Genomic DNA, 16,368 nt, shown 5'->3' with positions numbered 1-16,368 from the left:
GGAAAGGCGAGAGGGAGGACAAGTGGGGAGCGAACCGCCCGAGACGCCCGACGGCCGGCCGGCCATGGCCGCCGCCGAGCCTGATCGCGCGCCCGCGTCCAGCGGCGCCGCGCCGTCCCCGCGTCCCCCCCTGCTCGAGGTGTCCGGCCTCTCCGTCTCCTTCGGCCACGGCCGCATGGCGATGGAGGTCGTCTCCGACGTCGCCTTCTCGGTCCGCCGGGGCGAGACGCTGGCCATCGTGGGCGAGAGCGGCTCGGGCAAGACCGTGTCGGGCAAGGCGCTGCTGCGCATCCTGCCCAAGGGCGCCTGGGTCACCGGCGGCGAGGCGCGCTTCCACCTGCCCGACCGCGCGCCGGTGGACCTGCTCTCCCTTCCCGGCCCCGAGCTGCGCGCCATCCGCGGCGGGCGCATCTCGATGATCTTCCAGGAGCCGATGAGCTCCCTCTCCCCGCTCCACACCGTCGGCGCCCAGACCGAGGAGGTGGTGCGCCTCCACTCCTCGCTGCGCGGCGCGGCGGCGAAGGAGCGCTGCCTCGAGATCTTCGACCAGGTCGGATTCCCCGACCCCAACCGCGCCTGGTCGGCCTATCCGTTCGAACTCTCCGGCGGCCTGCGCCAGCGCGCGATGATCGCCATGGCCATGGTCTGCAAGCCCGACCTGATGATCGCCGACGAGCCGACCACCGCGCTCGACGTCACCACCCAGGCCCAGGTCCTCGACCTGATCAAGCAATTGCAGAAAGAGATGGGCCTGTCTGTGATCCTGGTCACGCATGACCTGGGCGTGGTCGCCAACATGGCCGACCGGGTGACGGTGATGCGCAAGGGCCGGGTGGTCGAGGCGGGGCCCGTCAAGGACATCCTCGAGCGTCCGGGCCACGGCTACACCAAGGCCCTGATCGCCGCTGCGCCGGAACTGCCCGAGGGCAAGCCGGTGCGCCGCGGCGGGGTGAACGACCCGATCTTCTGGGCCAAGAACCTCTCCAAGACCTACCCCGGCCGCCGCAAGGGCTTCGGCGCCCCGCCCCCCGACGTGAAGGCGGTGCAGGACGTCGAGCTCGCGGTCGGCCGCGGCGAGACGTTGGCCATCGTGGGCGAGAGCGGCTCGGGCAAGTCGACCATCGCCAAGTTGATGCTGCGCGCGGAGGAGCCCGATCCCGGCGCCGAGGTCGGCTTCAAGGGCGCCGACGGCAAGACCGTCGACGTCACCCAGCTGTCGGGCGAGGCGCTGAAGAACTTCCGCTCCAAGGTGCAGATCGTCTTCCAGGACCCGTACGCCTCGCTCAGCCCGCGCATGGCGGTGATGGACATCCTGACCGAGCCCCTGCGCGTCCACCACCGCGGCGCCGACCGCGAACGGCGCGAGCGCGCGGCCGAGCTGATGCGCCAGGTGGGGCTTTCCCCCGAACATCTCTCCCGCTTCCCCCACGCCTTCTCCGGCGGCCAGCGGCAGCGCATCTCGATCGCCCGCGCGCTGGCCTTGCAGCCCGAACTGCTGGTCTGCGACGAGCCGACCTCGGCGCTCGACGTCTCGGTGCAGGCGCAGGTGCTGGCGCTGCTCAAGGACCTGCGCGACGAGCTGGGGCTGAGCTACCTCTTCATCAGCCACGACCTGACGGTGGTGGCCGATCTCGCGGACCGGGTGGCGGTGATGCGCCGCGGCCGGATCGTCGAGCAGGGGCCCGCGACCCTCCTTTTCCAGGACCCGCGGCACCCCTACACCAAGGCGCTGATCGCGGCGTCGCCTGAACCCGACCTCTCCCGCCGTCTCGACCTCGCCGCCGTCGCGCGCGGCGCCGGCGCGCCCGACACCTGGCCGGAGCCTTTCGGCTACGGCTCGGACGACCAGGCGCCCGGCCTCCAGGAAGTTGAGCCCGGACATTTCGTAAGGTGCGCCGCATGACCCGACGCCGGACCCGCTTCCCCGAGCTCCGACTGACGCGCCGCGAGGGGCTGGCCGCCGCCGCCGCCTCGATCTTCGCGCTGGCCGCGGGACCGGCGCGGGCGCTCGACGCGATCGAGCCCGCCCTGTTCAAGGAGCGCGTGGCCGCCGGCGAGCTGCCCCCGGTGAACGAGCGCCTGCCGCAGGAGCCGCTGGTCGTCGACCTCGCCGAGAAGGGCCGAGAGTTCGGCAAGGCGGGCGGCACGCTGCGCACGATCTTCACCCGCGCGCGCGACATCCGCTACATGGTGGTCTACGGCTACGCCCGGCTGGTGGGCTTCGACCACGACTACAACCTCACCCCCGACATCCTGCGCGACGTGGTGGTCGAGGACGGGCGGATCTTCACCCTGCATCTGCGCAAGGGTCACAAGTGGTCCGACGGCGCGCCCTTCACCACCGAGGATTTCCGCTACTGGTGGGAGGACGTGGCCAACAACGAGCAGCTGGTCCCCGCGGGCCCGCCCGCCCTGCTGCTGGTCGACGGCCAGGCGCCCCGGGTGACCGTGGTCTCCGAGACCGAGATCCGCTTCGAATGGGCGAGCCCCAACCCCCGCTTCCTGCCGGCGCTGGCGCAGGCGCGCCCGCCCTTCATCTACCGTCCCTCGCACTTCATGAAGAAGTTCCACGAGGCCTACACGGACAAGGAAGAGCTTTCCCAGATGCTGCGCCAGACCCGGTCGCGCAACTGGGCCCAGCTTCATAACAAGCTGGACAACATGTACAATTTCGACAACCCGGAGCTGCCGACCCTGCAGCCCTGGGTGAACACGACCGAGCCCAACGGCCAGCGCTACGTGCTCGAGCGCAATCCCTACTACCACCGGGTCGACGCGAAGGGCGTGCAGCTGCCTTACATCGACACGGTCGAGGCCGAGATCGCGGCCGCGGGCCTCGTCGCCTCCAAGGTCACCCTGGGCGAGAGCGACCTGCAGATCCGCACGCTCACCTTCTCCGACGCGCCGGTGCTGAAGAAGGGCGAGAAGACGGGGAACTACACCACCTACCTGTGGACCAACGGCGCCGCCTCCGAGATCGCGCTCTACCCCAACCTCAACTACGAGGACCCGGCCTTCCAGGAGCTGTTCCGCACCGCCGACTTCCGCCGCGCCCTGTCGCTGGGGATCGACCGCCGGGCGATCAACAAGAGCCTGTTCTACGGCCTCGCGAAGGAGCGCGCCGTCGCTCCCCTCGAGCAGAGCCCCTTCTTCACCGAGGCGCGCGCCAAGGCCTGGGCCGAGCACGACGTCGACAAGGCCAACGCGATGCTCGACGCGCTGGGCCTCGACCAGAAGGACGGCGACGGCACCCGCAAGCTGCCCGACGGCCGGCGGCTGGAGCTGGTGGTCGAGACGGCGGGCGAGCGGACCGAGGAATCCGACGCGCTGGAGCTGGTCGCCGAAAGCTGGCGGCTGATCGGCGTGAAGCTGATCTTCCGCCCGCTGGATCGCGACATCCTGCGCAACTCCGCCTACCAGGGCGCCTCGATGATGCCGGTGTGGTACGGCTGGAACAACGGCATCCCCACGCCCTCCTCGCCGCCCGACGACCTCGCGCCCGTGGACCAGGCCAACTTCTCCTGGCCGATGTGGGGCCAGCACTGGCAGACCAAGGGCGCCGCCGGCGAGCCCCCGCAGATCGAGCCCGCCCAGCGCCTGCTGGAGCTCTACAAGGAATGGCAGGCCTCCCCCGACGAGGAACGCCAGGCCGCCGCCTGGAACGAGATGCTCGACATCCACGCCGACCAGATCTTCGCCATCGGGCTGGTCTCGGCCGCGCCGCAGCCGATCATCGTCTCGAACCGGCTGCGCAACGTGCCCCAGAAGGCGATCTACGCCTGGGAGCCGGGCGCCCACCTCGGCGTGCACCGCGTGGACGAGTTCTTCTTCGTCGAATGATGGTCCTGGCCCCCGGTCTTCCCTGTCCGACCCGCGCCCGCGCCCGTCGGCCCGAACGGTCCCCCGTCCTGCGCCGCCCGCGTGCGGCGAGGGGCGCCGGGGATGGCGGGCGGGGCGTCGCGCGCAGCGCGAGCGTCCGTCCCGCCGTCCCCGCGGCGAAGGGGGGCTGAGATGGCGCGCTACCTCGTCCGCCGCTGCTGGACCATGCTGTGGACCCTGCTGCTGGTCTCGATCCTGATCTTCTGGATCGTGAACCTGCCGCCGGGCGACGTGCTGTCGAACCAGATCCAGCAGCTCCGCGCCTCGGGCGAAAGCGCCTCGGTCGCCAAGGCCGAGTTCCTGATGAAGGAATACGCGCTCGACCGCCCGATGTGGGAGCAATACCTGATCTGGATGGGCTTCTGGCCCGGGCCCAACGGCTTCTCGGGCATCGTGCAGGGCAACCTGGGCTGGAGCTTCGAGCTCGACAAGCCGGTGTCCGAGATCGTGGGCGAAGCGCTCTACATGACGATCGCGCTGAACTTCTTCACGATCCTCTTCGTCTACATCGTGGCCCTGCCGCTGGGCGCGATCGCCGCCGTGCGCGCGAACACCTGGATCGACTACGCGGCCACCTTCGTGGGCTACATCGGCCTCGCCACGCCCAACTTCCTGCTGGCGCTGATCCTCTATCACAAGGGCGCGCAGTGGTTCGGGATCCCGGTCGGCGGCCTGATGGGCAAGGAATACGTCGACCAGCCGATGAGCTTCGCCAAGCTCGGCGACATCCTGCTGCACATGATCGTGCCGATCATCGTCATCGGGACCTCGGGCATGGCCGCCATGGTCCGCCGCCTGCGCGCGAACCTGCTGGACGAGCTCGGCAAGCCCTACGTCACCACCGCGCGGGCCAAGGGGGTGGGCAAGGTCACGACCATCACCCGCTATCCGCTGCGCATGGCGCTGAACCCGTTCGTGGCCGACATCGGCAACCTGCTGCCCAGCCTCGTCTCCGGCTCGGTCCTCGTGTCGCTGGTCATGGGCCTGCAGACCATCGGTCCGATCCTGCTCTCGGCGCTGCGCAGCCAGGACTATTTCCTCTCGGGCTTCATCCTGCTGTTCGTCTCGATCCTGACCCTGGTGGGGATGCTGGTCTCCGACCTGCTGCTGGCCGTGCTCGATCCGCGCATCCGCTTTTCGGGGAGGCGCCGGTGAGCCGCCAGGGCTACGATCACGACGCGGGCGATCCGCATGCGCTGGGCCGCTCGGGCGGAGACCTCGACAGCCACTGGGTCTCGGACGAGCCCTGGGACGCCGAGGCCGACCTGCAGGCGCTGGAGCGCAAGGACCTCGACGCCTCGACCACCACGCTGATCTTCCGGCGCTTCTTCCGGCACCGGCTGGCGGTGATCTCGGGCCTCTACCTGCTGCTGATCTACCTCGCCCTGCCCTTCGTGGGGTTCCTCGCGCCCTATGCGCCCGCCACCCGCAACGCCGACGCGATCTACGCCCCCCCGCAGGAGGTGGACTGGTTCGTGAACGGGCATCTCGCGGTCACCTACCCGATGGTCTCGACCATCAACATGGAGACCTTCCAGCCCGATTTCGAAAGCGACTACGACGATCCCCGGCCGATCCGCTGGCTGACCACCTGCGGCGATCCCTGGACCCTGCTGGGCCTGGCCGAGAGCCGCTTCCGCCTGATCTGCCCGCCCGAGGGCGCGGACCTGTTCCTGCTGGGCTCCGACCGGCTGGGCCGCGACATCCACAGCCGCATCATGTTCGGCGCGCAGCTCTCGCTGACCGTGGGCCTGATCGGCGTGGCGATCAGCTTCGGCATCGGCATGGTGCTGGGCGGGTTCGCGGGCTATTTCGGCGGCTGGTTCGACGCCGTGGTGCAACGCTCGATCGAGATCATCCGCTCGATGCCCGAGCTGCCGATCTGGCTCGCCCTTTCCGCCGCGATCCCCGCCAACTGGGGGCCGGTCGCGGTGTTCTTCATGATCTCGGTGATCCTCGGCCTGCTCGACTGGCCCGGCCTCGCCCGCGCCGTGCGCTCCAAGTTCCTCAGCCTGCGCGAGGAGGACTACGTGCGCGCGGCCGAGCTGATGGGCGCCTCGACGACCCGCATCGTGGGCTCGCACATGATGCCGAACTTCATGAGCCACCTGGTCGCCTCGGCCACGCTCTCGATCCCCACGATGATCCTGGGCGAGACGGCGCTGTCGCTGCTGGGCCTGGGCCTGCGTCCGCCGGCGGTGAGCTGGGGGCTGATGCTGAACGACGCGCTCGACCTGACCGCGGTCGAGATCTACCCGTGGCTGCTCGCCCCGATGATCCCGGTGATCATGGTGGTGCTCGCCTTCAACTTCCTGGGCGACGGCCTGCGCGACGCGCTGGATCCTTACTCGTAAGGGGCGGGGCGCGCCCTACGCCAGCGTCTCGAGCACGATCCGCGCCGCCTCGGCGCCGCCGTCGGCCTTGATCGGCGCCGCGCGGCGCGGCTGGGCGGCGAGCGCGGCGACGCGTTCCGCCAGCCCCTCGGGCGTCAGCGCGCCGATGCGGGCGGTCTCGATCTCCGGAAGGCGGGCGAAGGCCTCGGCCCGGATCAGCTGCTCGCGCTCCCCGCCCTCCTCCATCGGGACCAGCAGGGTGGGCGTGCCCGACAGCGCGGCCTCGACGGCGGTGTTGTAGCCGCAGAGCGTGACCGCCGCGGCGGCGCGCGACAGTCGGGCGCGGAAGTCGGGGGCGGCGGGCTCCACCGCCGCGGGGCCCAGCGCGCTCAGCGCCGCGACCGCCCCGGCCGCGTCGGCGCCCCCGACGCGCAGCCGCCAGGGCAGGTCCGAGAGGGCCGAGGCCCGCGCCGCGACCTCCAGCAGCCGGCGCCCGATCGCGCCGCCGCCGGTCGCGACCAGCACCTCGCCCTCGCCCGGCCCCGCCGTGCGCGGGGGGGCCGGGTCGACCGCATAGCCCGCGTAGCGCACGCGGCGCGCCAGCGCCTCGGGCCAGGTCCCGTCGCCGGGCCAGCTCGCCGCCAGCGGGATCACCTCCGGGTCGCCATGCACCAGCAGCGCGTCGAAGGGCGCCAGCCGCTCCAGCCCCTGCGCCACGCGCTTGGCCTTCGAGGGCGGCTCCATCACGTCGCGGACCGAGCCGATCAGCCGCGCCCCCGGCGGCAGGGCCGCGATGGCGGCGCGGAACTCGGCCTCCAGGTTGCGCCGCCCCAGCGGATAAAGCTCGGTCACCAGCGCCGCCGGCGTCTCGGCGCGGATCAACTCGACCAGCCGGGCCTCGCGCTCCGCCCGGTAGGCGTCGGAGGCGGGGGCGCCCGCGTCGTCCAGCAGGGTGCGGTAGTCGAGCCCGTTGGAGCTGAGCGGCGGAAGCTGCGCGAGCCGCACGCCGCCCGCCTCGACATGGCCCAGCGGCCGCCCGCCCGAGATCACCAGCGGGTCCGCCCCCTGCGCCGCCAGCGCGCGCGCCAGCGTCAGCGTGCGCACCAGGTGGCCCGAGCCCATCAGGTGAGTGACCAGCAGGGCGATGCGGGGCGCGCTCATCGCAGGGGCAGCTTCTCGGGCGTGCCCACGGCGACGGGGCGGCCGCCCTCCAGCGTCACCGGATGCAGGGCGAAGCGCTTGATGCGGAAGGTCTCCGGCCCCTCGTAGCGCCAGCCCGTCGCCATCGCGAGGGCCGCGCGCATCAGGCCGCGGTGGGTGACCAGCAGGGTGGGTTCGCGCAGTTCGGCGAAGAGGGGCGCGAGGCGGGCGAACATGTCGGCCGGCCCCTCGCCGCCCGGGGCGCGGAACTCCATGCCCCAGCCCTCGACGGGGCCGTAGGCGCAGTCGGGATCGGCGATCAGCTCGGGGCCGTGGCGCCCTTCCCACTCGCCCATGTCCATCTCCAGCAGCCGCTCGTCGATGCGCACCTCGCGCCCCTCGGCGAGGGTCTCCGCCGTCTCCCGCGCGCGGGAGAGGGGGGAGCACAGGATCGGCCGGTCGCGCCAGGCCTCCGGCAGGCGGCGCAGGGCCAGCTCCGCCCGCCCCTCGGCCGAGAGCGGCACGTCGGTGCGCCCCTGCAGCCGCCCTTCGGCGTTCCAGTCGGTGGGGAAATGGCGGAGGAGGGCGATCTGCACGGCGGTCCTTCGGGTCGAGCGCATCGCGGGCGCGCCCGCGACCCCCGGCAGGACGCCGGGCCGCCCCTGCATAGCCGCCCCCCCGCCCCGCGTCGACCGGGCCTCGGCCGCGGAAGCGCCAGGGGGGCACGGGGGGCCCCATGCAGGGACGACCTCGCCTTGATCGCCCCTGCCCGGGCGCGACCGGAGGCGCGACGCGATGGGGGCGCCGCGGCTCCGCGCGCCCCCCCTCAGCGCGCGATCAGCGGCCCCAGCAGGGCCCGCAGCCGGGCCGCGGCGGCGTCGAGGCCGTTGCGCGCCTCGGCATGGGCGCGGGCGCTCGCGCGCATCTCCGCCAACCGCGTCCGATCCGCATCCAGCGCGACCAGCGCCGCGGCGAAGGCGGCGGGGTCGTCGGGGGGCGGCAGGGGCGGGCCGTCGGGGGGCGCGGGCAGGACATGGCGCGGGCCGGGTCGATCCTCGGCCAGCGCCGGCAGGCCCGCGGCCAGCGCCTCGAGGTAGACCATCCCGAAGCCTTCGTTGACGCCGGGCCAGACCAGCAGGTCGGCGGCCTCCATCGCCGCACGCAGGCGGGCGGGATCGGTCTCGGCGCCCCGGAAGCGCACGCGGGGGCCGAGCGGGGCGAACATCGCCTCGACGCCCGCGCGCTCCGCCCCGTCGCCGATCACCTCCAGCCCCGCCCGCGGGGCCTCCGGCCGGGTCAACGCGGCGGCGAGCGCGGCGTAGGAGGCGCGCTTGTCCCCCGGCCGCATCATCGCCACCGCCAGCAGCCGCAGCGGCCCCTGCGCGATCTCCCGCGGCGCCGGCGCGGGGCCGAGGTCGATGAAAGGCGCCAGCTCCTCCAGCCGCGCGCCCGGCAGGCGGCGCAGGCTCGGCAGGTCCCGCGCGGTGGACCACAACAGCAGGTCGGCGGCGGCGAGCGAGCGCTCGGCGGCGGCCGCGAACCCCGCCCAGGGACCCTCGCGGCGCTTCGCGGCGTGGATCGGCTCCGAGATCACGTAAGGCAGGCCCAGCGCCGCGCAGACCGGCGGGCCGATCAGGTCGGGCGCCTTCCAGTAGGAGTGATAGGTGAACCACAGGGCCGGGGGATCGGCGCGCAGGGTCTCGACCAGGCGCGCGGCCTCGGCCTCGGCGGCGCGCATCAGCGCCGCCTGGGCCTCCGCGCTCCCCTCCATCTCCAGCGTGCGCAGCTTGGAGGCGACGAAGGGCGCGAAGCCCGCCCGCTCCAGCGCCTGGAGGGTCAGCCGGGCGATGCGCCGGTCGCCCGAGGGGTTGGGATGCTCGGGCGGCTTCATCGGCGCGTGGAAGGCGACGCGCGGCCCTCCCCCGCCCGCCGGCCCGGTCATTCCGCGGCCGCGCTCGGGGCGGAGACGGCGGCCGGCGCCACGCCCATCGCCTCCAGCCGGGAGGACAGCGCGTCGATCCCCGCCTCCATCCCGAACTCGGCGCGCAGGCGCGCGAGCGCCGCTTCGGCCATCGAGAGCGCCCCGGCGCGGTCCGCCGCGATCGCCTCGATCGCCGCGGCCAGCGCCTCCGGATCGCCGGGCGGGACCAGCCGCCCCTCGCGCCCGTCGCGCACGAACTCCGGGATAGCCGAGACGGCGGTCGACAGGATCGGCAGGCGCTGGGAGGCGGCCTCCATCAGCACGTTGGGCAGCCCGTCGCGGTCCCCGTCGTCGGCGATCTTGGACGGCAGCACGAACAGGTCCGCCTCCCGCATCGCCGCCACCACCTCGGTCTGGTCCTTCTTGCCCAGCCAGCGGATCCGCCCGTCGAGGCCCAGCGTCTTCGCCCGCTCGGCCAGCGGGGCCTTCAGGTCCCCGCCCCCGATGTGGTCGAAGCGCCACTCGACGCCCGCCGGCAGGCGCGCAAGCGCGTCGAGCAGGTCGTCGTAGCCCTTCTTGGCCACCAGCCGCCCGACCGAGAGCAGCCGCAGCGGCCCGGCGCCCGGCGTCCGCTCCGGCGGCGGGGGGAAGCGGGTCAGGTCGAGGCCGTGGTAGACCAGCCCCACCCGCTCCTGCGCGGGCGCGAGGCGGCGCAGCTCGGCGGCGCCCGAGCCGGTGCAGGTCACCGCGAAGGCGGCCTCGGCCAGCTTCTCGGCCTTCTCCCAGTCGGGAATGGTCCAGATGTCCTTGGCGTGGGCAGAGACCGCCCAGGGCAGCCCCCGCATCGTCGCTGCGTAGCGCGCGACCGAGCCGGGCGTGTGCAGGAAATGCACGTAGACGCCGCGGGTCTCCTCCGGCAGCTCCGCGGCCAGCACCAGCGCCTGGCCGAAGCGCCGGCCGCGGTTGGGGGTGGGGTCGCGCCGCCAGTCCCGCAGCCAGGCGCGCAGCGCCGCGCGATAGCCGGGCAGGCGCCGGGCCCGCCGCCAGCCGCGCAGCACGCGCAGCGGCTCCTGGTAGAGATATTCGGGCAGGTAGCGCGGGCGCGCCCGGATGCGGTCGTGCAGCGGGTGGGTGCGGTCGTCGTAGGGATGGCGCAGGGACCAGATCTCGAAGCCGAAGCGGCGCGCCTCCAGCGCCAGCAGCTCCTGGGCCACGAAGGTCTCGGACAGGCGCGGATAGCCCTTCACGACCACCGCGAGCCGGGGGGCGGGCGAGGGGGCGGGCGCGTCGGATCGGGCGGTCTGGGTCATCGCCGAAGGTCTAGACCGGGCGCGGGCGAAAGGACAGGGGCGCGCGCCTCGCCGCGGGAGACGGCCGCCCCGGGCGATCCCGGCGCCCCGCGCCGCGGGCGCACGGCGGGGGCCGGGCGCGACCGGGACGCGGCGCCTGCGCGAGGACGGCGCCCGGACGGAAGACGAAGGAGGATCAGCCCGCCGCGCGCCGCGCGGCGTTGCGCCGGGCGGCGCCGAAGGCCTTCGCGGCCCGCTCCGCGACGCCCTCGAGCCCGTCGAGCAGCCCCGGGATGCGCACCGCCGAGGGCGGCGGCTGGTCGGCGAGGCCCCGGATCGCGGCGGCCATCGCCTCGGGCCCGCGGCCGTCGCGCTCGGGCAGCAGCATCCGCGCCAGGCCCAGGCGTTCGGCCGCCTCGGCGCGGATGTACTGCTCCAGCCGGGGACGGGTGCGGGGCGCGATCACCGCCGGCTTGTCGAGGCTCAGGATCTCGCAGAACGTGTTGTAGCCGCCCATGGCGATGATGCCCGCGCTCTCGGCCAGCAGGCGCTCGATGCGGCTGTCGAAGCTCAGCGCGGTCACCCTTCCCTTCAGGGCCAGCGCGCGGCGGTCGAACTCGGCGCGCTTCTCGGCATGCAGGAACGGGCCGTAGACGATCACCGCGTGGGGGGCGAGGGTCAGGTCCGCCTCGTAGGCCGACAGGGTCCAGTCGACCAGCCCCTCGCCGTCGCCGCCGCCGCCGGTGGTGACCAGCACATAGGGCTTGTCGGGCGGCGCGAGGCCGACGTCCGAGGGCCAGTCGGGCGCGTCGCGGCGCAGGTAGCCGGTGTAGACCACCCGGTCGAGCACGTCGGAGTCCAGGTCCAGCCCCTCCAGCGGGCGGCAGACCTCGGGCAGGCCGTAGACCCAGATCTCGTCGAAATAGCGCCGGATCGCCTCGGCATGCCCCTTGCGGCGCCACTCCTCGGCCAGGTGGCGGGGGTCGTCGAGCACGTCGCGCACCCCCAGCACGATCCGCGCCCCGCGCCGGCGGGCGGCGGCCAGCGCGCCGGCCATCTCGTTGCGGAAGCCCCAGGCCTCCTTGTCGACGATCAGCAGCTCGGGGTCGAAGGCCTGCTCGGTCGCCTCGATGATCGCCGCGCGCAGGCGCACCGTCTCGTCGATCGGCATCCCGAGGTTGTGGGAGGCGTAGTCCCCGTCCGCCAGCTTCACCACGCCCGGCAGGCGCACGTGGTCGACGCGGTCGGGAAAGTCGAACCGCCCGGCGATGGGCGAGCCGGTGAGGATCAGGGCGCTGAGCGACTCGTCGCGGCTGGTCAGCGCCGAGGCCAGCGTGCGCGCGCGCCGCAGGTGGCCCAGGCCGAAGGTGTCGTGGCTGTAGAACAGGACGCGGCGGCCGCCGTCGGGGCGACCGCGCCCGGGCCAGACGGCGCCGGGGAAGGATCCATCATGGGCGGGCGCCGTCATGGGCTGGATGCGCTCCCGGTTTCCGCCAGGCCGCCGCGGTCGCGCAGGACGCCCCGCGCGCCTGCGCCCGAGCGGCCGTCGCGGGCGCGGGGGCCCGTCCCTCGTGCCGCGCCTGCGCCGGAGGAACCGGAAGGGTCGCGGAACGGGAAACGCGGCGGCCCGCGCCCGCGGACGCGCGCCCCGTCTTCCCGTCGCGGTCACGCTACACCACATGAACGTGCCGGCGAAAGCGGCGATCCGTGCGGCGCGCCTGCGTCGCGTGGGCACGCCGCTGACGGCGCGTCGCCGCCGCTCGCGGGATCGTCGGCGGGGGGCGGCGCAGGGCGACCTTGCACGCCCCCCCCGCCCACGGAGTATATTGGCCGACCGGGGCGGCGCGTCCGCCCCGCCCGTCCCCAGCAGGAGAGCGTCATGCGCGACGCCCGCGATCCCAGCCTGACCGACGCGCCGCAGGCGGACGCCCGCCGTCCGGCGCGGCGCCGCGCGGCCGCTCCGCGCCGGTCGGGCCTGCGCGCCGCGGCCTTGCGCGGGACGGTCTTGCGGGTGGCGGTCTTGCGGGTGGCGGGCCTCCTGCTGCTCGCGGCCCTGCTCGCCTGGACCGGCGCGCCGGGCGCCCCCGGACCGCTGGGCCTGTCGGGGCCCGCGCAGGCGCAGGGGCTGGACGTGCGCAGCCTGTTCGCCCCCCAGCCCAAGAGCTCGGGCGGCCCCGACGCCGCGGCCGAGGCGGGAACCGCCGCCGGCGGCGGCGCGCCGGAGGCGCCGGTCCACGCGCGCCCGCCGGACCTCGCGGCCTACGGGCGCCTGGTCTCCACCGGCCCGTCCGACGACGACGACGCGGCCGCGCGCCTGTCGATGCTGCGCCGGACCTCGGAGAACGTGTCGCTGTTCCGCCAGCGGCTCGAGCGGATGCTGAGCGAGGCGAGCTCGGGCTTCGGCCAGCTGCGCGACCGGCTGGCGGTCAACGCCCCCGACGGGCGGCCCGGCTGGTTCGCGGGCGTGGCGCTGGTTTCGGTGATCCTGATCCTGATCGGGCGCGCGGTGCTGCAGCTGTTCGCCATCTACGTGTTCCGGGCGATGATGGTCTCGGCCCAGCGGCATTTCCCGCCCGTGGGCCTGACCGGCAAGCTGCCGGTGATCGGCCTGCGGATGCTGCTGACCGTGGCGGGCATGGCCATCAACCTCGCCGTCGCCGCGGGCCTCGGCCTGGGCCTGGTCGAGGATCACGTCCCCACCCAGGTGACCGCCGGAGTCATCATGGCGGCCTACGGCTCGTTCTGGCTGATCGACACCGTCTGGCGGATGATCCTGAACCCCTACCTGCCCGAATACCGGATCCCGCGGATCGGGGATCATGGGGCGCGGCGGCTCTATCTGTGGCTGTCGGCGCTGACCGCGATCACCGTCATCTCGCGTTTCTACACGACGTGGCTCACCGAGATGGGGGTCGACGTCGAGCTGATCCGGCTCAATCACATCGTCGTCAACCTGCTGATCCTGATCCTGATCCTGGCGCTGATCTGGACCAACCGCGCCACCGTCAGCCAGGCGATCCGCCACGGCCGCCCGATCGGCGAAGTCACCTGGATCGCGGCCATCGGCGCGCGGATCTGGGCCCCGCTGATCACGATCTACTTCCTCGTCGCCTGGATGGAGGAGAGCGTCCGGATCGTCATGGGGCTCGAGGCGCAGTGGTCGCTGCTGGCGGGCGCCTTCATCACCCTGCTGGTGGCGCTGGCGGTGCAGGCCGCCGGCCTCTACGCGGTCGAGCGCATCTTCGCGCGCAGCCGCGCCCTGCGCGGCGCGGCCGAGGGCGCCGGAGACGCGCAGCCCGAGGCGCCGCTCTCGACGCCCCCCGCCCCGGGGGCGCCGCCCCCGCCGCTCGCCCCCGCGCCATCGTCCGACGCAGCCGGCGACGCCCCGGCGAAGCCGGCCCTCTCGACCGAGTCGGTCGGCGCCGCGCCGCCCACGGTGAAGGCCGACGCCACACCCGACCCGGCGCCCCTGCCCGACGCGCCCGCGACGCGCGCGGCGGCCGAGACCGACGCCGCTCCCGCCGGGGACGCGGCGCCCGAGCGCGCCGCCGAGCCCCGGCCCGGCGCCACGCCGCTGCGCCCCGCGGCGCCGGGCGAGTCGATGGAGCTGATCTCGAACGCTCCGCGCGCCGGGGTCTCGGGCGACGACGGCGAAGACGGGGACGACGGCGACGAGGAGGGCGGCGGCCCGATGCACCTGCCGCCAGAGGTGCGCCCCCACGCCGGCGAGCGCGCCGAGGCCGAGGCCGCCGAGGTCCCCGGCTATCGCCGCACCGCCACCATGCGCACCTTCGAGGACCTGGCCCGGCGCGTGGTCAGCCTGTTCTCGCTGGGCGCGGGCGTCTACGTCCTGATCCTGATCTGGGGCGGGCAGGAGATGTTCGCCGACGGCTCGTTCTTCGACGACTTCCAGGACGTCATCGACACGCTGTTCCTCGGCTACATCGCCTTCCACGCGGTGCGCATCTGGCTCGACCAGAAGATCGCCGAGGAAGGCGTCGACGACGTGATGGCCGAGCCGGGGGACGAGGGCGGCGGCGCCTCGGCGACCTCGCGGCTGGGCACGCTGCTGCCGCTGTTCCGCGCCGGGATCCTGATCGTGATCGGGGGCGCGGTGGCGGTGATCGTGGCGACCGAGCTGGGCGTCAACGTGGCCCCCCTGTTCGCCGGCGCCGGCATCGTGGGCATCGCCATCGGCTTCGGCGCGCAGACGCTGGTGCGCGACATCCTCTCGGGCATGTTCTTCCTGCTCGACGACGCCTTCCGCAAGGGCGAGTACATCGACGTCGGCGAGGTGAAGGGCACGGTCGAGAAGATCTCGCTCCGCTCCTTCCAGCTGCGCCACCACCTGGGCGCGCTGAACACGATCCCCTTCGGCGAGATCAAGCACCTGACCAACTTCTCGCGCGACTGGGTGATGATGAAGCTGCCCCTGCGCCTGACCTACGACACCGACGTCGAGAAGGTGCGCAAGCTGATCAAGAAGCTGGGCCAGGAGCTGCTGGAGCACCCGACCGAGGGCCACAAGTTCGTGCAGCCGCTGAAGAGCCAGGGCGTCTACATGATGGAGGACTCGGCGATGATCATCCGGGTCAAGTACATGACCCGGCCCGGCGACCAGTGGACCACCCGAAAGCTGGTCTACCAGCGCATCCGGGAGCTGTTCGAGCAGCAGGGCATCCACTTCGCCCACCGCGAGGTGACCGTGCGCCTGCCCGACCTGCCCGACCGCTCGCTCTCGCCCGAGGAGCAGCGCGCCGTGGGCGCCGCCGCCCGCCGCGCGATCGAGGAGGACGACGGCCAGCAGCCCTCGTCCCTCGCCGCCGCCATCACCGGCCGCTGAGCCCGGCCCGGCCGGCGCCCCGGTCCGCCGCGGCGCCGGCCGCGCGGACGGGGATCGGCTCCAGCGCCCCGGCCTTGCGCTCGCCGTCCAGGGCCTGGCGCAGGGCCTCGGACGCCCGGCGCTCGTTCTCCAGCAGGCGGTTCGCCACCAGGCGGCTCATCGCGTAGGCGAAGCGGGGGTTGTCGTAGTGCAGCCGCGCGAAGCGGGAGTCGGTCACCTCTGAGACCACGGCCTCGCCGACCGCGCGGGCGCCGGCGCTGCGCCGGCCGTCCTCGGCCAGCAGGCCGATCTCGCCGAAGCACTCGCCCGGGCCCAGGCGCACGCCGATCTCCTCGATCTCGATCTCGCCCTCGACCACCACGAAGAGCGAGCGCGCCAGGTCGCCCCTGGCGAACAGCCGCTGACCCGCCGCCAGCCTTCGCCGCTCGCCCAGTCCGGCCAGCCAGGCGAAATCGCCCTCGCCCCGGCGCGCCGCCTCGACCTTCGCCGGCAGCCGGCGCATCTGCGCCAGCCGCATCAGGTTCAGCGGCAGCAGCGCCCCGTGCAGCACCAGGATCGGCATCAGCCCCTCGGCCACCGCGTAGCTGATGAAGGCCAGGTTCGAGAGCACCGCGATCACCCGCAGCGCCAGCATCGTCTGCATGCAGAAGGTCAGGAACACCGCGAAGGCGGCGAGGTAGCCCAGCGCGTCGCTCGTCGCGACCACCGACAGCACGTCGGGCATGTCCGGCCTCCCCCAAAGGCTGACGGCCGGCGGACGCGCTTGGGCGCCCGCGGGACGGATTCGGTCGGCTCAACCTGCACTAACGCAACGTCACCCAACATGAACAAGCCCCCGTCGCCCGGGCGTCTCCGCCCGATTTCTTCCGAACGACGGGACGACGTTCCAACCTGAACCAAATTTCCGGCAATTTAGGTTGATTTTTGAACAATTCCTTTTTTCCGCCGCGGTCGACGTTTAAC

11 protein-coding genes are annotated in these 16,368 nt (G+C 73.5%); 5 read left to right on the top strand and 6 right to left on the bottom strand.

Annotated elements, in window-relative coordinates; translation table 11 throughout:
- Nucleotides 1-22: 22 nt before the first annotated feature.
- From P2H44_RS17250 to P2H44_RS17235, 4 genes are all read left to right on the top strand, one after another.
- A complete protein-coding gene (locus tag P2H44_RS17250) occupies nucleotides 23-1,903 on the top strand; it encodes an ABC transporter ATP-binding protein (protein ID WP_275765315.1) in 1,881 nt (626 codons plus the stop codon).
- Nucleotides 1,900-3,840 carry an ABC transporter substrate-binding protein gene (locus tag P2H44_RS17245; protein ID WP_275765313.1) on the top strand — a complete coding sequence of 647 codons (1,941 nt, stop codon included), beginning with the start codon at nucleotides 1,900-1,902 and terminating at the stop codon, nucleotides 3,838-3,840. The genes P2H44_RS17250 and P2H44_RS17245 overlap by 4 nt, the downstream gene beginning before the upstream one ends.
- 171 nt (nucleotides 3,841-4,011) lie before the next feature.
- Nucleotides 4,012-5,034, top strand: a complete 1,023-nt coding sequence (locus tag P2H44_RS17240; protein ID WP_275765311.1) for an ABC transporter permease — start codon at nucleotides 4,012-4,014, stop codon at nucleotides 5,032-5,034.
- Between the two features lie 41 nt (nucleotides 5,035-5,075).
- Nucleotides 5,076-6,233, top strand: coding sequence for an ABC transporter permease (locus P2H44_RS17235; protein WP_275765684.1), 1,158 nt, complete (start codon nucleotides 5,076-5,078; stop codon nucleotides 6,231-6,233).
- Between the two features lie 15 nt (nucleotides 6,234-6,248).
- Here P2H44_RS17235 and P2H44_RS17230 read toward each other — a convergent pair whose 3' ends face one another.
- The 5 genes from P2H44_RS17230 to P2H44_RS17210 form a co-directional block, all read right to left on the bottom strand.
- Nucleotides 6,249-7,373 carry a glycosyltransferase family protein gene (locus P2H44_RS17230; RefSeq protein ID WP_275765309.1) on the bottom strand — a complete coding sequence of 375 codons (1,125 nt, stop codon included), beginning with the start codon at nucleotides 7,371-7,373 and terminating at the stop codon, nucleotides 6,249-6,251.
- On the bottom strand, nucleotides 7,370-7,948 hold the full coding sequence (locus P2H44_RS17225; protein WP_275765308.1) for a histidine phosphatase family protein: 579 nt from the start codon (nucleotides 7,946-7,948) through the stop codon (nucleotides 7,370-7,372). The genes P2H44_RS17230 and P2H44_RS17225 overlap by 4 nt, the downstream gene beginning before the upstream one ends.
- A gap of 230 nt (nucleotides 7,949-8,178) precedes the next feature.
- Entirely contained in the window at nucleotides 8,179-9,294 is a 1,116-nt protein-coding gene (locus P2H44_RS17220; protein WP_275765307.1) for a glycosyltransferase, read from the bottom strand.
- The gene (locus tag P2H44_RS17215; protein WP_275765306.1) at nucleotides 9,291-10,583 is read right to left on the bottom strand and encodes a glycosyltransferase; all 1,293 of its coding nucleotides are present in this window, start codon (nucleotides 10,581-10,583) and stop codon (nucleotides 9,291-9,293) included. Before P2H44_RS17215 ends, P2H44_RS17220 begins: the two co-directional genes overlap by 4 nt.
- Nucleotides 10,584-10,758: 175 nt before the next feature.
- Complete coding sequence (locus tag P2H44_RS17210; RefSeq protein WP_345799006.1) at nucleotides 10,759-12,030, bottom strand: glycosyltransferase family protein; 1,272 nt, start codon at nucleotides 12,028-12,030, stop codon at nucleotides 10,759-10,761.
- A gap of 411 nt (nucleotides 12,031-12,441) precedes the next feature.
- Between P2H44_RS17210 and P2H44_RS17205 the strand changes: the two genes are divergently transcribed.
- The gene (locus P2H44_RS17205; RefSeq protein ID WP_275765305.1) at nucleotides 12,442-15,405 is read left to right on the top strand and encodes a mechanosensitive ion channel family protein; all 2,964 of its coding nucleotides are present in this window, start codon (nucleotides 12,442-12,444) and stop codon (nucleotides 15,403-15,405) included.
- Here P2H44_RS17205 and P2H44_RS17200 read toward each other — a convergent pair.
- Complete coding sequence (locus P2H44_RS17200) at nucleotides 15,392-16,129, bottom strand: cyclic nucleotide-binding domain-containing protein (protein WP_275765304.1); 738 nt, start codon at nucleotides 16,127-16,129, stop codon at nucleotides 15,392-15,394. The genes P2H44_RS17205 and P2H44_RS17200 overlap by 14 nt on opposite strands.
- Between the last annotated feature and the right edge of the window lie 239 nt (nucleotides 16,130-16,368).

The organism is Albimonas marina, assembly GCF_029223255.1.
Lineage (GTDB): Bacteria > Pseudomonadota > Alphaproteobacteria > Rhodobacterales > Rhodobacteraceae > Albimonas.
Note: the sequence above shows the minus strand (reverse complement) of the source record. Positions and strands in the feature narration are given on the sequence as shown.

Bases quoted from the DNA above. Each gene is read 5' to 3' on its own strand.
- P2H44_RS17245 (WP_275765313.1), top strand. From the start codon at position 1,900: ATGACCCGACGCCGGACCCGCTTCCCCGAGCTCCGACTGACGCGCCGC.
- P2H44_RS17240 (WP_275765311.1), top strand. From the start codon at position 4,012: ATGGCGCGCTACCTCGTCCGCCGCTGCTGGACCATGCTGTGGACCCTG.
- P2H44_RS17230 (WP_275765309.1), bottom strand. From the start codon at position 7,373: ATGAGCGCGCCCCGCATCGCCCTGCTGGTCACTCACCTGATGGGCTCG.
- P2H44_RS17220 (WP_275765307.1), bottom strand. From the start codon at position 9,294: ATGACCGGGCCGGCGGGCGGGGGAGGGCCGCGCGTCGCCTTCCACGCG.
- P2H44_RS17215 (WP_275765306.1), bottom strand. From the start codon at position 10,583: ATGACCCAGACCGCCCGATCCGACGCGCCCGCCCCCTCGCCCGCCCCC.
- P2H44_RS17210 (WP_345799006.1), bottom strand. From the start codon at position 12,030: ATGACGGCGCCCGCCCATGATGGATCCTTCCCCGGCGCCGTCTGGCCC.
- P2H44_RS17205 (WP_275765305.1), top strand. From the start codon at position 12,442: ATGCGCGACGCCCGCGATCCCAGCCTGACCGACGCGCCGCAGGCGGAC.
- P2H44_RS17200 (WP_275765304.1), bottom strand. From the start codon at position 16,129: ATGCCCGACGTGCTGTCGGTGGTCGCGACGAGCGACGCGCTGGGCTAC.